Here is a 15156-nt window from a genome sequence, read left to right as displayed (position 1 = left end):
CATGGATGCCGTCAAACGCTACTTCCGCAGCCCTCCGGCCGTGCTCGGCCTGATCCTGCTGCTGATCGTCATCGGCATGGCCGTCAGCGCCGGTTATTTCTATCCGCGTGATCCGCTCGCGCTCGCCGGCCGCCCCCTCGTGTGGCCGTTCGCCAACCCGCGCTTCCTGCTCGGCACCGACAATTCCGGCCGCGACATCGCAGCCCAGATCTTCCACGGCGCCCGCATCTCGCTCCTGATCGGCGGCGTCGCCACGCTGATCGCCGTGGTGATCGGCGTTATGGTCGGCGCGCTCGCGGGCTATTATGGTGGATGGGTCGACAACATCCTGATGCGGATCACCGAAGCGTTCCAGACGCTGCCGAACTTCGTGCTGCTGCTGGTGCTGGTCGCCGTCTTCGGTTCGACCTTGACGACGGTGACGATCGCGGTCGGCATCGTCTCCTGGCCGGCGCCGGCGCGGCTGACGCGCGCGGAGTTCCTGTCGCTGCGCAGCCGGGAGTTCGTCCAGGCCGGACGGACCCTCGGCATGCGCGACACGCAACTGATCCTGCGCGAGATCCTGCCGAACGCGCTGCCGCCCGTGATCGTCTATGCCGGAGTCGTGATGGCGGTCGCGATCCTGCTCGAAAGCGCGCTCGCGTTTCTCCGTCTCTCCGATGCCAACGTCGCCTCGTGGGGCAATCTGATCGGGCTCGGGCGGGACGTGCTGCGCGTGCAGTGGTACGTCTCGGCGATTCCGGGCGTCGCCATCCTGATCACGGTGCTCGCGGTGTCGCTCGTCGGCCAGGGCCTCAACGATGCCTTGAACCCGCGGCTGAAGCAGCGATGAGCGAACCCATCCTCACCGTCGATCGCCTCAGCGTCCGTCTGCCCAAGGGCGCCGATCGAACGCATGCGATCTCCGAGCTGTCGCTCTCGGTCGCCGAGAACGAGATCGTCTGCATCGTCGGCGAGTCCGGCTCGGGCAAGTCGATGATGGCCAATGCCGTCATGCGGCTGCTGCCGGACAACGTCAGCATCGATGGCGGCCGCATCCTGTTCGCCGGGCGCGATCTGTGCACGACCCCGGCAGCCGACATGCGCCGCATCCGCGGCGCCGAGATTGCCATGGTTTTCCAGGAGCCGATGACGGCGCTCAATCCGCTGCGCACGATCGGCGATCAGATCGGCGAGGTCCTTGAGATTCACACCGATCTGTCCAAGGCCGAGATCAAGTCGCGCGTGCTGGCGCTCCTGACAGACGTTCACATCCCCGATCCGCCGCGCGCCGCCAAGGCTTATCCGCACGAGCTGTCGGGTGGCCAGCGCCAGCGCGCCATGATCGCGATGGCGCTCGCGCTCGACCCGAAGCTCCTGATTGCCGACGAGCCGACCACCGCGCTCGACGTGACGACGCAGGCGCAGATCCTGAAGCTGATCCGCGAGTTGCAGCAGCGGCGCAAGACCGCGGTGCTGTTCATCACCCACGATTTCGGCGTCGTCGCCGAGATCGCCGACCGCGTGGTGGTGATGCAGCATGGCGTCGTGGTCGAACAGGGTCCCGCGCGAGACGTGCTGCGCAAGCCGCAACACGCCTACACGCAGCAGCTGATCGCCGCCGTGCCGCCGGTGGCCGCGCCACCGGCGCGCCAGCTCTCGGACGAGACCATTCTCGCGCTCTCCGGCGTTGCCAAGACCTATCGCACAGGCGGCTTCCTCGGCCGCGGCGTGCGTGTAACTCACGCGGTCAAGGATGTCTCGCTTATGCTGCCCAAGGGAGCCACGCTCGGCATCGTCGGCGAGTCCGGCTCAGGCAAATCCACCCTCGCCCGCTGCATCATTCGCCTGATCGATCCCGATGCGGGATCGATCCTGCTGCAAGGCGAGGACTGGGCCAAGCTGTCGCGCAATGACATCAGGCAGCGGACCCAACGGATGCAGATGGTGTTTCAGGACCCGTTCGCCTCGCTGAACCCGCGGCGCAAGGCGGTCGATCTCGTGGCGCAGGGGCCGATCATCCACGGCACGCCGCGCGATCAGGCGCTGCGCGAGGCACGCGAGCTGTTCAGTCTGGTTGGCCTCGATCCGTCAGCGGCCGATCGCTTTCCGCACGAATTCTCCGGCGGTCAGCGCCAGCGCATCGGACTGGCGCGCGCGCTGGCGCTGAAGCCGGCGGTGCTGGTGGCCGACGAGCCGGTCTCCGCGCTCGACGTGTCCGTGCAGGCGCAGGTGCTGAAGCTGCTTACAGGACTGCGCGAACGGCTCGGCCTGTCGATCGTCTTCATCACCCATGACCTGCGCGTGGCCGCGCAGATCTGCGATCTCGTCGCGGTCATGAAGGACGGCGTCGTCGTCGAGCACGGATTGACGCGCGACGTATTCGGTCACCCCCAGCACCCGTATACTCAGGCGCTGCTCGAGGCTATTCCGGGCGGCGACTTTGCCCGGACAGCCGCGACCTAGGCGCTACGCGATCTCCCGCGCGTCGCGATAGCGGTAGAGCAATAGCATCAGTGGCGCGAACGGCCGTAACAGCGCATGCGCGGGGATCTTCACCGGCTCGGTAAACGGCAGTGCCAACTCGCCTGCCGGCACGCCGCGCACGGCCTTTGCGAGCTCGGCCCCGAGCGGGATCGTAAGCGCCACCGCGCGGCCGTTGCAGCCGGTCCAGCCATAGGCGTCTGGGCCCAGCCGATGAATGCGCGGCATGTAGTCGGTGGTCATGCCGACATAGCCGTTCCAGACATAGTCGAACCTGACCTCGCCGATCTGCGGCCACAGCCGCTGCAGGCGCTCGGCGACGCGCGCCTTCAGCCGCTCCGCCTTGTTGCCCGGACCGATCACGGCGCCACCGGTGACCAGGCGATTGCGCGCGTCGTAGCGGGCGAAATACAGCTCGCCATGCGTGTCCGACATCGCCTGCCGATCGGGAATGATCGTCTTGCGCACATTGTCCGACAGCGGCTGCGTCGCCATCTGCCACGACAGCACCGGCATCACCTCATGCGCGATGTCAGGCGCCAGCGCCTTGGAGAACTCGCCGCTATAGGCATTGCTCGCGAGCACCAGCGCGCGCGCCGACAGCTCGCCTTGCGCCGTGCGGACTACCCAGCGGTCACCCTGGCGTTTGAAATCAATCACGGGCGAGCGCGCGTAGATGCGACCACCAAGGCTGAGTACCGTCCGCGCGAGGCCACGCACCAAGGCCAATGGATTGATGTGCCCGCCGGTCTTGTTCCAGAAACCGCCATGCCAGGCGTCCGAGCCGAGCATCTCGCGCGCCTGATCGCGCGACAGCAGCTCGACTTGGGCGCCGAACTTCGACCACTGCTTGAAGCGTCGCTCGGCGATCTTGATGCGCCCCGGCGTATGCACCGGCTGCACCCAGCCGGCCTGCTCGTGCTCGGCGTCGATGTTGTAGCGCCTGACGGTGTCGAACAGCGTGGACGCGCTGTCGCGCAGCATGGCGACGAAGCGCTCGCCGGCCGCGCCGTGGCGCGCGATCAGATCCTCGGGATCGGGCCGCGACAAAGTCGGGATCACCTGGCCGTTGTTGCGGCCCGAAGCCCCCCAGCCCGGCTCCATCGCCTCGACGATGGCAACGTCGGTGCCGGACTCGCGCAGGTGCAGCGCCGTCGACAGGCCGGTGAAGCCGCCGCCGATGATGACGACATCGGCGTGCTGGCTGCCCTGCAGCGCGGGTAAATCCGGCCCCGGCGGGGTCTGGGCCGCCCACAGCGACGCAGGCCATTGAACGTGATTGGTGGTCGTGCTCATCGCGACAGCTCATTTCTGCTGATCGATACCCTGCGTGGAGATCGATCTTGCCTTGCATCTTCAGTCCGGCTGCGCCGGTTGCGGCGCATGGGTCGATTGGGCATAGTTCGGCCGCCAATATGCCAAGTTCGCTGCAAGGAGACAAACGCGTGGCCCTCAAGAATGTCATCGGTATCGATCACGCTGTCGTCGTGGTGAAGGAGCTCGACGCGGCCGCCGAGACCTGGAAGCGGCTCGGCTTCACGCTGTCGCCCCGCGGTACCCACAGCGCCAAGATGGGCTCGGGCAATTATACCATCATGCTCGATCCCGATTACATCGAGCTGCTCGGCATCCTCGCCGAGACCGACCACAACGTGCCGACGCGCAACTTCATCGCCCAGCGCGGCGAAGGCATCGAGCGCATCGCTTTTACGGCCATCGATTCGGCTGCCGGCGCCGAGGAGATCCGTGCCAAGGGTTTCGAGCCGATCGGCCCGATCGACTTCGAGCGCCCGGTGCCGCTGCCTGACGGCACGATCTCTGCCGCCAAATTCCGCGTGTTTCAGTGGCCCGTCGCCGAGGCCCCTGGCGGCCTGCGTATCTTCGCCTGCCAGCACAAGACGCGCGAGACCGTGTGGATTCCGGAACTGATGAGCCATGCAAACGCAGCCAAGCAGCTCAAGCAGGCGCTGATCGTCACGCCCGACCCGGCCAAGGACGCCGCGCATCTGTCGCGCCTGATCGACCGTGACGGCCGCAGCGAGAGCGACGGCGCCGTGACCGTCGCCTCCGGTGGTGACCGCGCCGATTTCGTGTTCCTGACCCGGGAGCAGCTGGCGGCGCGCTATCCCAGCGTGTCGCTCGCCGGCCTGCCTGAGCGCGGCGGCGCCGGCCTCGTGCTGGCCTCGCATGATCTGGCGAAGACTGAGACAGCGCTCGGCACGGCGGGCGTGCGCAGCGGCGCGAGCATCGTCGTGCCGCCGGCATTCGCGACGGGAACGCTGCTCGCCTTCGTGGCCGGCTAAAACGTTGAAAACTCGCGGCCGCGCCAAACGCGGCCGCGACGTCACTCGGCCGGCTGGAACATCGCCGGCCGGCCGCGCTGGCTATCGAGCCAGCCCACCAGTTTATCCATCAACCCGCCGCTCGACTCCGACGGCTGCGCCGACGAGACGAACGGATCGCAATGGCACTTCGCGCCGGCCGCGCGCGACATCTTCGCCACCGCCTCCGTCATCGCCGGCGCACCGCAGGTGTAGACGACGTCGTTCGGCGTCAGCTCCGGCATGTGCTCAGTGGGACGGCCGCTGCGAATCGCCGGCGACACGTTCTGCGGCTCCGAGACGATCGGGATGATCTTCACGTTCGGAAAGCGCGCCAGCCGGCACAGCGCCTGGTGCATGTAGAACGACTGCAAGGTCCGCGACACGACGATGAAGACGATCTCGCGCTTCGGATTCTCCGTGATTGCGGCGACCGCGATCGCCCACATCGGCGCAAAGCCGGTGCCGCTCGCGACCAGGATGATCCGGCCGCGATGCTTCTGCCGGAAGAACGCAGTGCCGAGCGGCGCCGTCAGCTTGACGCGATGTCCGACCTGGATGTCGCGACCGAGCGCCGACGACACAAGGCCGTCCTTCAGGATGCGGATGTGCAGATACAACAGATGGCTGTCGGGCGCGCCGACCATCGGATAGGTCGGGCTGTAGCAGCGCGTCGGAAAGCCGCGATACTGAACCTTGGCGTACTGGCCGGGAAAGAACCGCAGCGGCTTCGGCATCTCGATGGTGACGCCGACCACGTCGGGCGCCAGCCGCACGAGATCGCCGACCTCGCAGTTCATCGTCACGGTGTCCGGCACCGGCTCGGTGATGATCTTCAGATCGGAGACGACGCGCGCCTGGCACGCATGCGCCATATCGCCTTCCATGCCGCCGAACAGCTTGCCGTCGACGACGGTCACCTTGCACGATCCGCAGATTCCGCTGCGGCAGTCATGGGGCAGATCCACGCCGCTGTTGATGGCGCCGTCGAGCAGGATATCGCCCACATTCGCGTAGAACGTTTCCCTGTTGTACTGGATCTTGCAAATCTTACCCATTACTGCACCTCAAGTCGCATCGGCCGGATCTGCCTCGTATGTCGGATCTGGGTGTGGTCGAACGCAGCGACTCGCATGAAGACACCGTTCTTGATCGGTACGTCGTACTTGCTTTTCGTGTCCAATTTGCGGGCAATCTCGAGAGTCCAATGGCCCGCCGCCCAACGCGCCGCACAACGGATGTCGGCGCGGTCTCCTGTGAACTCGCCACTGACGAGTACACCCGGTACGACCGTCCCGATCGGCGTCTGCGCGTCGGCTTCCGCGGAATAAGGCACCGATTCCGCTTCCGTCATGAACCAGCGCGATCCCTCGCTCTCGCCGATATTGGGATCGAGATTGATCTCGCCCATCGCCGCGGTCATCGCCGCGACGTCCTTCGGCAGACGCTTCGGCCTGACGCCGCGATTTCCGAGCCGGGCCGCCTCCCTGTCGAGCACGAAATTGTCCGTGTAGTTCGCGGTGCCGGGATCGGCGGCGAATCCCCCCTTGTAAGGCGCGAGACCCTTGATCTGATCCGGCGTCGGCTCGGCCGGCGGGCCGAAATAATTGTCGTCCATCCATCCCGTCGGACCGCCGCTGGTCGCCTTCCAAAGCCACGCATCAGCGTAGAGATTCGGCGCAGGCGTGTAGTGAATGCCGCGTCCCGACAGCGTCGCCGGCTTGTCCGGCATCGGCTGTGAGCTCATGTGGAATGTTCGGTCAGCGGCCAGAGTGATCGGCAGGGTCGTGAACAGCAGCGAGAACTTGTCTTCGTTGTAGTCGTTCTCGTCGCCCTTCTCGAAGCCGTTGTGCAGCAGGTGCCAGCCGTCGGCCTTCTTGATCAGCGGCAGCTGCTTCAACGAGCGCGTCGGGTCTTCCCAGATCACGAGGAAGTAGACCCAGGTGCCGTCATGCGCCGCCTTGATCCAGACGCGCGATTCGCCGGTTCCGTCGAAATTGTCACCCTGATTGGTGGTCACCATGTGCGGTTGGATGTTGCGCCAGACGCGATCGGATGAATCGCCGTCCAGCGTCGGCGCGTCCGAACTCGCGATCCGATAGACCGTCACGGAGTCCTCGGCATAGTAGTCCGCGGCGAACATCGCAGAGCCGATCACGATGGCAGCGGCCGTCGCGACCATGAACGGGTTGGCCTGAAAGCTCGGATTTCGACGCCGCGTATTGCCCTTTGCCGGCGGACGCATGCGGCCGGGCGGCGGCATGCGCGGCTCTGGTCGTGCCCGCATCGGCTCTTCCATGCGGCGCGGTGCCGGCATCGGTTCACGCCCAGGCGGTCGCGCAGCAGGTGCAGGCTTCTTAGGCGGCGCCTCGGCCTCCTCCAGCTTCTCAGACTGCTCGACCAGCAAGGTGAGCAGTTCAACCGGATCGAGCTTCGGTGGCGGCGGCGGCAACGGCGCCGGCCGGAAGACGCGATAGAGCTGCATCTTTCCGCCGATGCTGAAATGAACCAGGACGTGCAGCACGACGAAGGCCGGGATCACCCATGTCGCGTACCAGTGGATCATCATGGTGACGTAGCCGGAGGCGACGCCGAAGAACAGCATGCCGCCGGTGACGATGAGCGTTGCCATGGAGATGAAGAGAATCCAGTGCAGCATCACGCTGATCGACCCGAGCCGCGCCGGACGCTTACCCAGCAGGCCCTTGAATCGCATCTTGTCGATGGTGACACGACGGCCGAGGCCGGATTTGGCGATGTAGATCATGTAGGCGACCGCAACGCTTGCGAGCACCACGCCGGCCGGCATGTGCCAGGTCCAGGTCCGGTGCCGCGGCAACAGCCAGTCGAGATTGTTGGCGATCCAGGCGTGGCCGGGCGCTTCGGTCGCCATGCGCAGGCCGGTCAGGAACGCGATCACCGTGGCGGCGACCAGGGTCCAGTGCAGGATGATCGTTCCATAGTCGGTCTTTCGAATCTTCATGCGTGCGCCTCCAGAGCTGCGCGCACGCTATCGGCGCGATACACCGCCGATCCGGCGACCAGATTTCGCTTCAGCGGGGCCGTTCGGCGCAGGATCGTCGCAGACGCCCCCCTGCAGACCGTTCCTCGCCCCGATTTCATTCCCGCATCACGCGTCGTGGTGGTGATGTAGTCCAGCAACTTGTCGTCCCCCGGATACTCTTACTGTGAGCAACTTCATCTGATTTATGCCGACTGCGCCCCTCGGCTTGGTGGTCGTTGCCCCGCTACGTTTGGGAGTGATCGGTTGGATCACGCCACGCTCTGATCAGTTGTTGCGGGCCGAGCCGGTGACGAGTTGCTCGGATCGCACGCGAACTGGCCCTCTTGTTCCTCCCTGCTCTTGTTCGAACGTGGTCTTCAGACCGTCTGCTGGATCCAGAGCGGCCGCACGTTCGTTGACAGAACGCGCCGCTGGCCCCGGATGCACATCGAACTCATTGCAACCGCCTTGATGGTGCGCGGAACCCGCCTTTCCAGTGTTGCCGCGTCCATCATGATCGTCCTCCGCACCGCTATCGAGTCCTGCATCGATCGAGATGACAATGCCTGTGCGTTGCACCGCAGGAAGATTTATTCGGCTTCGTGGCGTCATTCGGCCCGGACGACGACCAATGAGTGCGGAACGAAGGTGATAGACAGACGAATGTGTGACGCGCGCGCTGCATGCGTGTTCGTCCTGCCGCTGCAACTATCGATGATCGCGATCGGATTTGCCGCGGAGCTGATCGCGCCGAGCAATGCCGCAATCTCTTCCCGCGAGTTAGTAGCATCTGGCAGATGATGGCGTAGCCACCCGCGCTGCTGCGACAGATTTGCCCATGCGTCGCATTGTTGCCGGAAAATCGTCGGCATCGGCTGTCAAGAGCGCTTGGTGAAGCACTGCCTTTGGGAGACGCGCCTGGATGAGTCTGGCTCAAGACCGCCCGAGAATGAAAGCCGCGGCTGCCATCACTGACCTTCTCTCGGGAAGCGATGACCCGGTGACGCGCGGATTGCGCCAGGCCGTGAAGCGCATGGCGGGCATCGGCGTGTTCAGCGGCGTCATCAACGTCCTGATGCTCTCGGGTTCCGTCTACATGATGCAGGTCAACGACCGCGTCGTCCCGAGCAAAAACCTGGCGACGCTCATCGGCCTCTCCGTGATGATTCTCGTGGTCTACCTGATCCAGGGCTATTTCGACGCGCTGCGCACCCGCATGCTGTGCCGGGTTGCAACCGTGTTCGATGCGAGCCTGCAGGACGCCATTCATCACGCCCTGGCCACGCTGCCCCTGCGCGGAACCAAGCCGATGATGATGCAGCAGCCGCTGCGCGATCTCGATCAGTTGCGCGCCTTCATGTCCAGCATGGGACCGACGGCTTTCCTCGACATGCCCTGGATCCCGATCTTCCTGATCGGCATGTTCCTGTTCCATCCATTGATCGGCATCACCGCGATCATCGGCACGGTGGCGATCATCGGCATGACCCTGGTGACCGATCGCCTGGCGCGTCAGGCCAGCAGATCGGCGAGCGACACCAGCGCCGCGCGCCAGGTTCTCGCCGATGCCACGCAGCGCAATGCCGAGGTGATTCGCGCGCTCGGCATGCTCGACCGCTTTTCGGCGCGCTGGAATGCCGTCAATGAGAAGTATCTGAAGGACAACATCCGCGCGAGCGACGTCTATGCCAATCTCGGCGCCGCTGCGAAGGTCCTGCGCTTCATCCTTCAATCAGGCATGCTCGGAATCGGCGCGGCCCTGGTCGTCTCCGAGCAGGCCTCCGGCGGCGTCATGATGGCTTCGTCGATCCTCATGGGCCGCGCCCTCGCGCCGATCGAGATCGCGCTCGGCAGCTGGAAGCAACTGGTCGCCGCGCGCCAGGGCATCACGCGCCTGCGCGACATCTGCCGGGCGACCGCAAAGCCCGAAGCGCCACCGGTCGCCTTGCCGCGTCCGTACCGCGAACTGACGGTGCAGGAGCTCACGGTCGCGGCCCCCGGTACGGATCGGCCGATCGTTCAGAACGTGTCGTTCTCGATCAAGGCAGGCACGGGCCTCGCGTTGCTCGGCGCGAGCGCCTCGGGCAAGACGTCGTTGTCGAAGGCGCTGGTCGGAATCTGGCCTGCGCTGCAGGGCACCGTTCGCCTCGACGGTGCGGCGCTCGATCAGTGGAGCAACGAGGATCTCGGCCGCCACATCGGCTATCTGCCGCAGGACGTCGCGCTGTTCGACGGCAGCATTGCCGACAACATCTGCCGCTTCGACGAGAATGCCAATTCCGACGCCATTCTGAAGGCTGCGCAGATCGCCGGCGTGCACGACATCATCCTGCGGCTGCCGGAGGGCTACGCGACGCGAATCGGTCAGGGCGGCATGTCGTTGTCGGCCGGCCAGCGTCAGCGGGTTGGTCTGGCGCGTGCCGTGTACGGCGACCCCTTCCTCATCGTGCTCGACGAGCCCAACGCGAATCTGGACACCGACGGCGAAAACGCGCTGAGCCGCGCCATTCAGATCATGCGGCAGCAGAACCAGAGCATCGTCATCGTGATCTCGCATCGTCCGAGCGCGCTGAACGCGCTCAACATGGCGCTCGTCCTCTATGAGGGCAAGGCGATCGCATTCGGCCCCTGCCAGGAGATCTTCGCCCGTGTCGCCGGCGTCAAGCCTCCGGCCGGCCCCGCCGTTGCGCACGCCGCCGCGGCGCCCAGGGTTGCCGCTCCAGCCGCGGCACAAAATCCGAACGCCCGAATGCTTCGTCGCGCGGCCCCAGCAGAAAGCGCTTGATCAATGAAACACATCAACGACTTCAGGCCCTTCGATGACCAGAACTATGTGCGGCCGAAGACCCGCGCCGTCGGCCCGCAGGGTGATGCGCTGATTCTCGAGCTGCAGCGGCTGCAGGGCGCGTTCGATGACGGCTCGGAGGCGGATCCGCGTGATCGCCGCAATGCGCGTGACGGCGCAAAGAAGCGTCGGCGTACGCCGCCGCAGCAGACGCGCGCCAAGCCGCGCAAGAAAAAGGGCAGCACGATGGGGCGCGCGCTCGACGCGTCGCTCTCGCTGTTCGGCCTCGGCGCGCCCCCTCCCCGAGCGCGGCGCGGCGAGGGCATTCGCGAGATGGAGTGGCAGTCGCCCGCACAGACGCGCTCCTACGAGCCGGAGTTGTCGCCACCTTCACGGCAGCCTGCCGGACGGCTGCCAGCCCACAATGCACCGGTTCTGGATCTCAGAGACGCACGCCGGGATCCCGACTTCGGCGGCGCGACAGCACGGACGATGGGACAACAGAACCTCCCCGCCCGCATGATGAATGCGCCTGCCGTGTCGCAGACCCGGACCGGGCGGCTGGTGAACACGGCCGGCACCGCGCTCACCACCGGAATGACGTTCATCGCCGCCCAGGGAACGGCGGCCGATCTCGACGACGATTCGGACGAGTCGCTCGTTCCACGCGTCGGCCGCATGTTCGAGAACGAACTGCGCCTCGGCCTGCGCGTGCTGCTCGTGTTCGGCGTGCTCGTCGGCGGCTGGCTGACGCTGGTGCCGCTCGCGGGCGCGATCGTCGTGCCCGGCAATCTCGTGGTGCAGTCCAACGTGAAGGCGATCCAGCATCCGACCGGCGGCATCGTCGCGGAGATCAAGGTCGACAACGGCAAGCGCGTCGCCGCCGGTGATCTTCTCGTGCGGCTCGACGCGACCCAAAGTCAGGCCCAGTTGCAGTCGATCACCAAGCAGCTGAACGAGCAGCGCGCCAAGATCGCGCGGCTGTCGGCCGAGCGGGATGGTCTGGAGCAGCCGGAGTATCCGGCCACGCTGACGTCACGTCCCGACGATCCCCATGTCCGCGCGGTGATTGCCTCGGAAAACGCGCTGTTCAAGGCCCGTGCGATCACGCGCAAGAGCCAGAAGGACCTGCTGCAGGGACGCATCGTCCAGCTCAACAACGAGATCAGCGGCATGGAGTCCCAGCTGGAGTCGAAGAACAAGCAGATCGACCTGATCAAGGGCGAACTCGCCGGCGTGCAGGATCTCTACGACAAGCGCCTCGTGCCGTTGACGCGACTGACGACGCTGCAGCGCGAGGCCGCGCGCATCGATGGCGAACGCGGCCAGCTGGTGTCCAGCGTCGCCGAGACCAGGTCCAAGATCAGCGAAGCCGAGTTGCAGACCGTCAAGATCGATCAGGACTTCCGCAGCGAGGTCGTCAAGGATCTCGGCGAAGCTCAAGCCAAGGAAGGCGATCTGGTCGAGAAGGGCGTCGCCGCACGCGATCAGCTCGACCGCATCGAGATGCGTGCGCCCAATTCCGGCACCATCCACCAGCTCGCCGTTCACACCATCGGTGGCGTCATCAAGCCCGGCGAGACGGTGATGGAGCTGGTGCCCGACTCCGACGAGTTGCAGGTCGAAGCGCATGTCCAGCCCAAGGACATCGACCATGTCCACACCGGCCAGGATGCGATGGTCCGCTTCAATGCGTTCAACCAGCGCACCACGCCGCAGCTCAATGGCCAGGTGTCGTTCGTGTCACCCGACATCACCAACGACCAGCGGTCGGGCTCGACCTACTACACGGTCCGGATCACGTTGTCAGACGAGGAGCGGAAGCGGCTCGGCAACCTCAATCTGATGCCGGGCATGCAGGCCGAGGTCTTCGTCCAGACCGGCAGCCGTACGATGCTCAGCTATCTGATGAAGCCGGTACTCGATCAATGGCGCCGCGCCTTCGTGGAGTAGGAGGTTCGACACATCGCGGTCTGCGAGATCTTCAACGCAAAGCGCAGACCGCAGCCGCGATATCAGCATGAACGTCGCAAGCTTTCCCCGCACCTCCGATCCCGCGATGGTGCCCCTGGCTGCGCGAGCGCCGGACGCCGGGCCAAGCGTCACGCCCGAGGCTGCCGATCGCCTGGAAACGCCCCGGCTATCGCCGCCTTCGGCGCTGCCGACCCAGGAGGGGCCACGGGGGCTTCGCTTCGACTTCAATGATGGCTGCCGCGTCATGCTGCCGGACAACGGACAGCCCTGGCGCGTGCGGATGAGCGATCTCGAGACGGCCAACCTGCTGTTCGACATCGACCTGCGGTCCGGACACGTCAATAGTGCCAAGCGCTATTTCATTCCGTTCAGGCTGGAAGTCTGGTCCGGATCCGAACGCCTGCTGTGCCACGATTACGACGCCACCGACCGTGACGTGCTGATCCAGTTTCCGGTCGGCACCATCGGCGACGTGATCGGCTGGATGAGCTACGCGGTGAAGTTCAAGGAGCAGCACTCCTGCCGCCTCAGCTGCGCGCTGGGCGAAGCGTTGATCCCGCTGTTCGCTGCCGCCTATCCGGACATCACCTTCATTGCGCCCGATGCAATCCAGGCCGAGCGATACTACGCCACCTACTCCGTCGCCCTGTTCTTCGACGACGCCCAGTCGGTCTACCAGCCCTGCGATTTCCGGCAGGTCGGCCTGCATCGCACGGCCGCCTATATCCTCGGCGTCGATCCTGCCGAACGGCCGCCGCGCGTGGCGCTCGACGACGACAGCCGGCCGATCGAAGCGCCCTATGTCTGTATCGCCGTGCAGGCCACGACCGGCTGCAAGCACTGGAACAATCCCGGCGGCTGGGACCGAATCGTCTCCTTCCTCAAACAGACCGGCTATCGCGTGGTTTGCATCGACCAGCACGCCAGCCGCCACCACGGTGCGTTCCGGACACAGATTCCCGCCGAGGCCGAGGATCAGACTGGCGACCGGCCGCTGCCCGAGCGCGCGCGCTGGCTCAAGCATGCCGCCTTCTTCGTCGGCCTCTCCTCCGGCCTGTCGTGGCTCGCCTGGGCGGTCGGCACGCCGGTGGCGCTGATCAGCGGCTTCACCCATCCGATCAACGAATTCGCAACGCCCTACCGCGTCATCAACCATCATGTTTGCAATGGCTGCTGGAATGACGGCCGTCATCGCTTCGACCATCAGGACTTCTTCTGGTGCCCGCGCTGGAAGGGCACGCCCCGACAGTTCGAATGCACCCGCCTGATCACCGCTGACCATGTCGAAGGCGTGCTGCGGCGGATTCCCGGCTTCGGAGAAGGACTGCCGCCCCAAACGGAAGCGTCTTCCCATCCGGCGGCCGCCGAGCCGCATCAGCCCCCTGAGTTTCCAGACGGGCGGCCGGAGCATGACCAGCCGATCGCCTTGTCGTCCCTGCTGGCGCGCCGGACCGGCGACGTGCCAAGCGGCGGCCTCGCCGTCGGCGTGACGGTCGCCGCCGGCCGATTGTTGGATCAGGCGACTGCTCGGATCGCGGCAGGAGACCAGGCAGCCACCGCCGGTGATCTCCCGACGGCGCTGCAGAACTACAAGGACAGCATCGCGATCGTCAGGCATCTGACCACAGCCGATCCTGACAATGCCGGCTTTCAACGCAACCTGTCGATTGCCTTGAACAGGATCGGCGCGGTCCTGTTCGTTCAGCGAAATCTCGAGGCTGCACATGCCGCCTACTCCGCGAGCCTGGCGATCATTCGGAAGCTCACGGCCGCGCATCGCGGCAATCTCATATTTCACCGCGATCTTGCCTGGGGCCATGCTCTGTTGGCCGACGTGCTCGCCGCCCAGGACCGCCATGCCGAGGCCTTCGAGCAGCGACGCGCCAACACCGCGCTGATGACACATCTCTCCAACATCGCAGCCAACGATCCGTCGCTGCCGCAGGCGCTGGCCACGTCCTACCAGAGCCTCGGAGATGCCTTCGTTCCTCTCGGCAATATCGATGGCGCGCTCGCCGTCTACCGCATCAGCCTCGGCCTCACCAAGCGCGGGCTCGACGCCAACACGCAGGATCCTGGCTGGAACCAGTTGTACACCAGCCTGCTCCAGAAGATCCGTGCCGCGCTGATTGCGCAGCGCCAGGCCGCTCCGCAGTCCTGAGCAGTCGGCCGGCGCGTTCTTCCGGGCGACTTCGGCCTTCCGTACCCGGACACGTTTCTTTCGGAGCGTGGGTCTAGTCTCTCGGAGAGCGGGTCGAACCGAACGTCAGCCAAATCTCCTGACGCGTTTTCGAACGCACGCCGCATCCCCTGCAACCCATTCGCAGGAAAGCCCCGGCGCTGGCGGGATCGCGGCGGCATGTTGACGAGAAGATGCAATTCGCGTCAGATGGCCGCACCTGCATTTGTTGCTTGCCACTGAAATTCAATCACTTGGCAGCTCGGATGGCGAAGCGTTCACAGCTTCGCGATGCCCGAACAACAACATAATTGCGGACTCCCCCACGCCAGTTTTGGCCCGATTGCTGCGACCAAATAGCGCAGCTGCGACAAATCAGCGCGCGACAGCTTGGCGCATTCGCGCAAGCGCAAGTCGACCGCGCGGCGTG

General features: G+C 65.5%; 10 protein-coding genes. 7 read left to right on the top strand and 3 right to left on the bottom strand.

Going from position 1 to position 15156, the window contains the following annotated elements:
- Position 1 precedes the first annotated feature (1 nt).
- Positions 2-832, top strand: a complete 831-nt coding sequence (locus tag ACQR0Z_RS17220; protein WP_434919437.1) for an ABC transporter permease — start codon at positions 2-4, stop codon at positions 830-832.
- Complete coding sequence (locus ACQR0Z_RS17215) at positions 829-2445, top strand: ABC transporter ATP-binding protein (RefSeq protein ID WP_434919436.1); 1617 nt, start codon at positions 829-831, stop codon at positions 2443-2445. The genes ACQR0Z_RS17220 and ACQR0Z_RS17215 overlap by 4 nt, the downstream gene beginning before the upstream one ends.
- 3 nt (positions 2446-2448) lie before the next feature.
- Here the strand turns inward: ACQR0Z_RS17215 and ACQR0Z_RS17210 are convergent, their stop codons facing one another.
- Entirely contained in the window at positions 2449-3759 is a 1311-nt protein-coding gene (locus ACQR0Z_RS17210; RefSeq protein ID WP_434919435.1) for an NAD(P)/FAD-dependent oxidoreductase, read from the bottom strand.
- Positions 3760-3908: 149 nt separating this feature from the next.
- On the opposite strand from ACQR0Z_RS17210, the gene ACQR0Z_RS17205 reads away from it, so the two are divergent.
- The gene (locus ACQR0Z_RS17205; RefSeq protein WP_434858973.1) at positions 3909-4766 is read left to right on the top strand and encodes a VOC family protein; all 858 of its coding nucleotides are present in this window, start codon (positions 3909-3911) and stop codon (positions 4764-4766) included.
- Positions 4767-4807: 41 nt separating this feature from the next.
- Here ACQR0Z_RS17205 and ACQR0Z_RS17200 read toward each other — a convergent pair whose 3' ends face one another.
- Complete coding sequence (locus ACQR0Z_RS17200) at positions 4808-5842, bottom strand: 2Fe-2S iron-sulfur cluster-binding protein (RefSeq protein ID WP_434858974.1); 1035 nt, start codon at positions 5840-5842, stop codon at positions 4808-4810.
- Entirely contained in the window at positions 5842-7767 is a 1926-nt protein-coding gene (locus ACQR0Z_RS17195) for an ethylbenzene dehydrogenase-related protein (protein WP_434919434.1), read from the bottom strand. Before ACQR0Z_RS17195 ends, ACQR0Z_RS17200 begins: the two co-directional genes overlap by 1 nt.
- Positions 7768-8229: 462 nt before the next feature.
- Here ACQR0Z_RS17195 and ACQR0Z_RS17190 point away from each other — a divergent pair, with 462 nt between their 5' ends.
- The 4 genes from ACQR0Z_RS17190 (at position 8230) to ACQR0Z_RS17175 (ending at position 14708) form a co-directional block, all read left to right on the top strand.
- Positions 8230-8589 (top strand): hypothetical protein, encoded by a 360-nt coding sequence (locus ACQR0Z_RS17190; protein WP_434919433.1) that lies wholly within the window; start codon positions 8230-8232, stop codon positions 8587-8589.
- Between the two features lie 232 nt (positions 8590-8821).
- Complete coding sequence (locus tag ACQR0Z_RS17185; RefSeq protein WP_434859246.1) at positions 8822-10573, top strand: type I secretion system permease/ATPase; 1752 nt, start codon at positions 8822-8824, stop codon at positions 10571-10573.
- Between the two features lie 3 nt (positions 10574-10576).
- Positions 10577-12526 carry an HlyD family type I secretion periplasmic adaptor subunit gene (locus ACQR0Z_RS17180; RefSeq protein WP_434919432.1) on the top strand — a complete coding sequence of 650 codons (1950 nt, stop codon included), beginning with the start codon at positions 10577-10579 and terminating at the stop codon, positions 12524-12526.
- 67 nt (positions 12527-12593) lie between these two features.
- Positions 12594-14708: an autotransporter strand-loop-strand O-heptosyltransferase gene (locus ACQR0Z_RS17175; protein WP_434858979.1), complete on the top strand. Its 2115-nt coding sequence runs from the start codon at positions 12594-12596 to the stop codon at positions 14706-14708.
- Positions 14709-15156: the final 448 nt, after the last annotated feature.

The sequence above is a fragment of the Bradyrhizobium sp. HKCCYLS3077 genome, assembly GCF_051167555.1.
Taxonomy (GTDB): domain Bacteria; phylum Pseudomonadota; class Alphaproteobacteria; order Rhizobiales; family Xanthobacteraceae; genus Bradyrhizobium.
The sequence above is the reverse complement of the archived record's forward strand: the minus strand, read 5'-3'. Positions and strand labels throughout refer to the sequence as shown.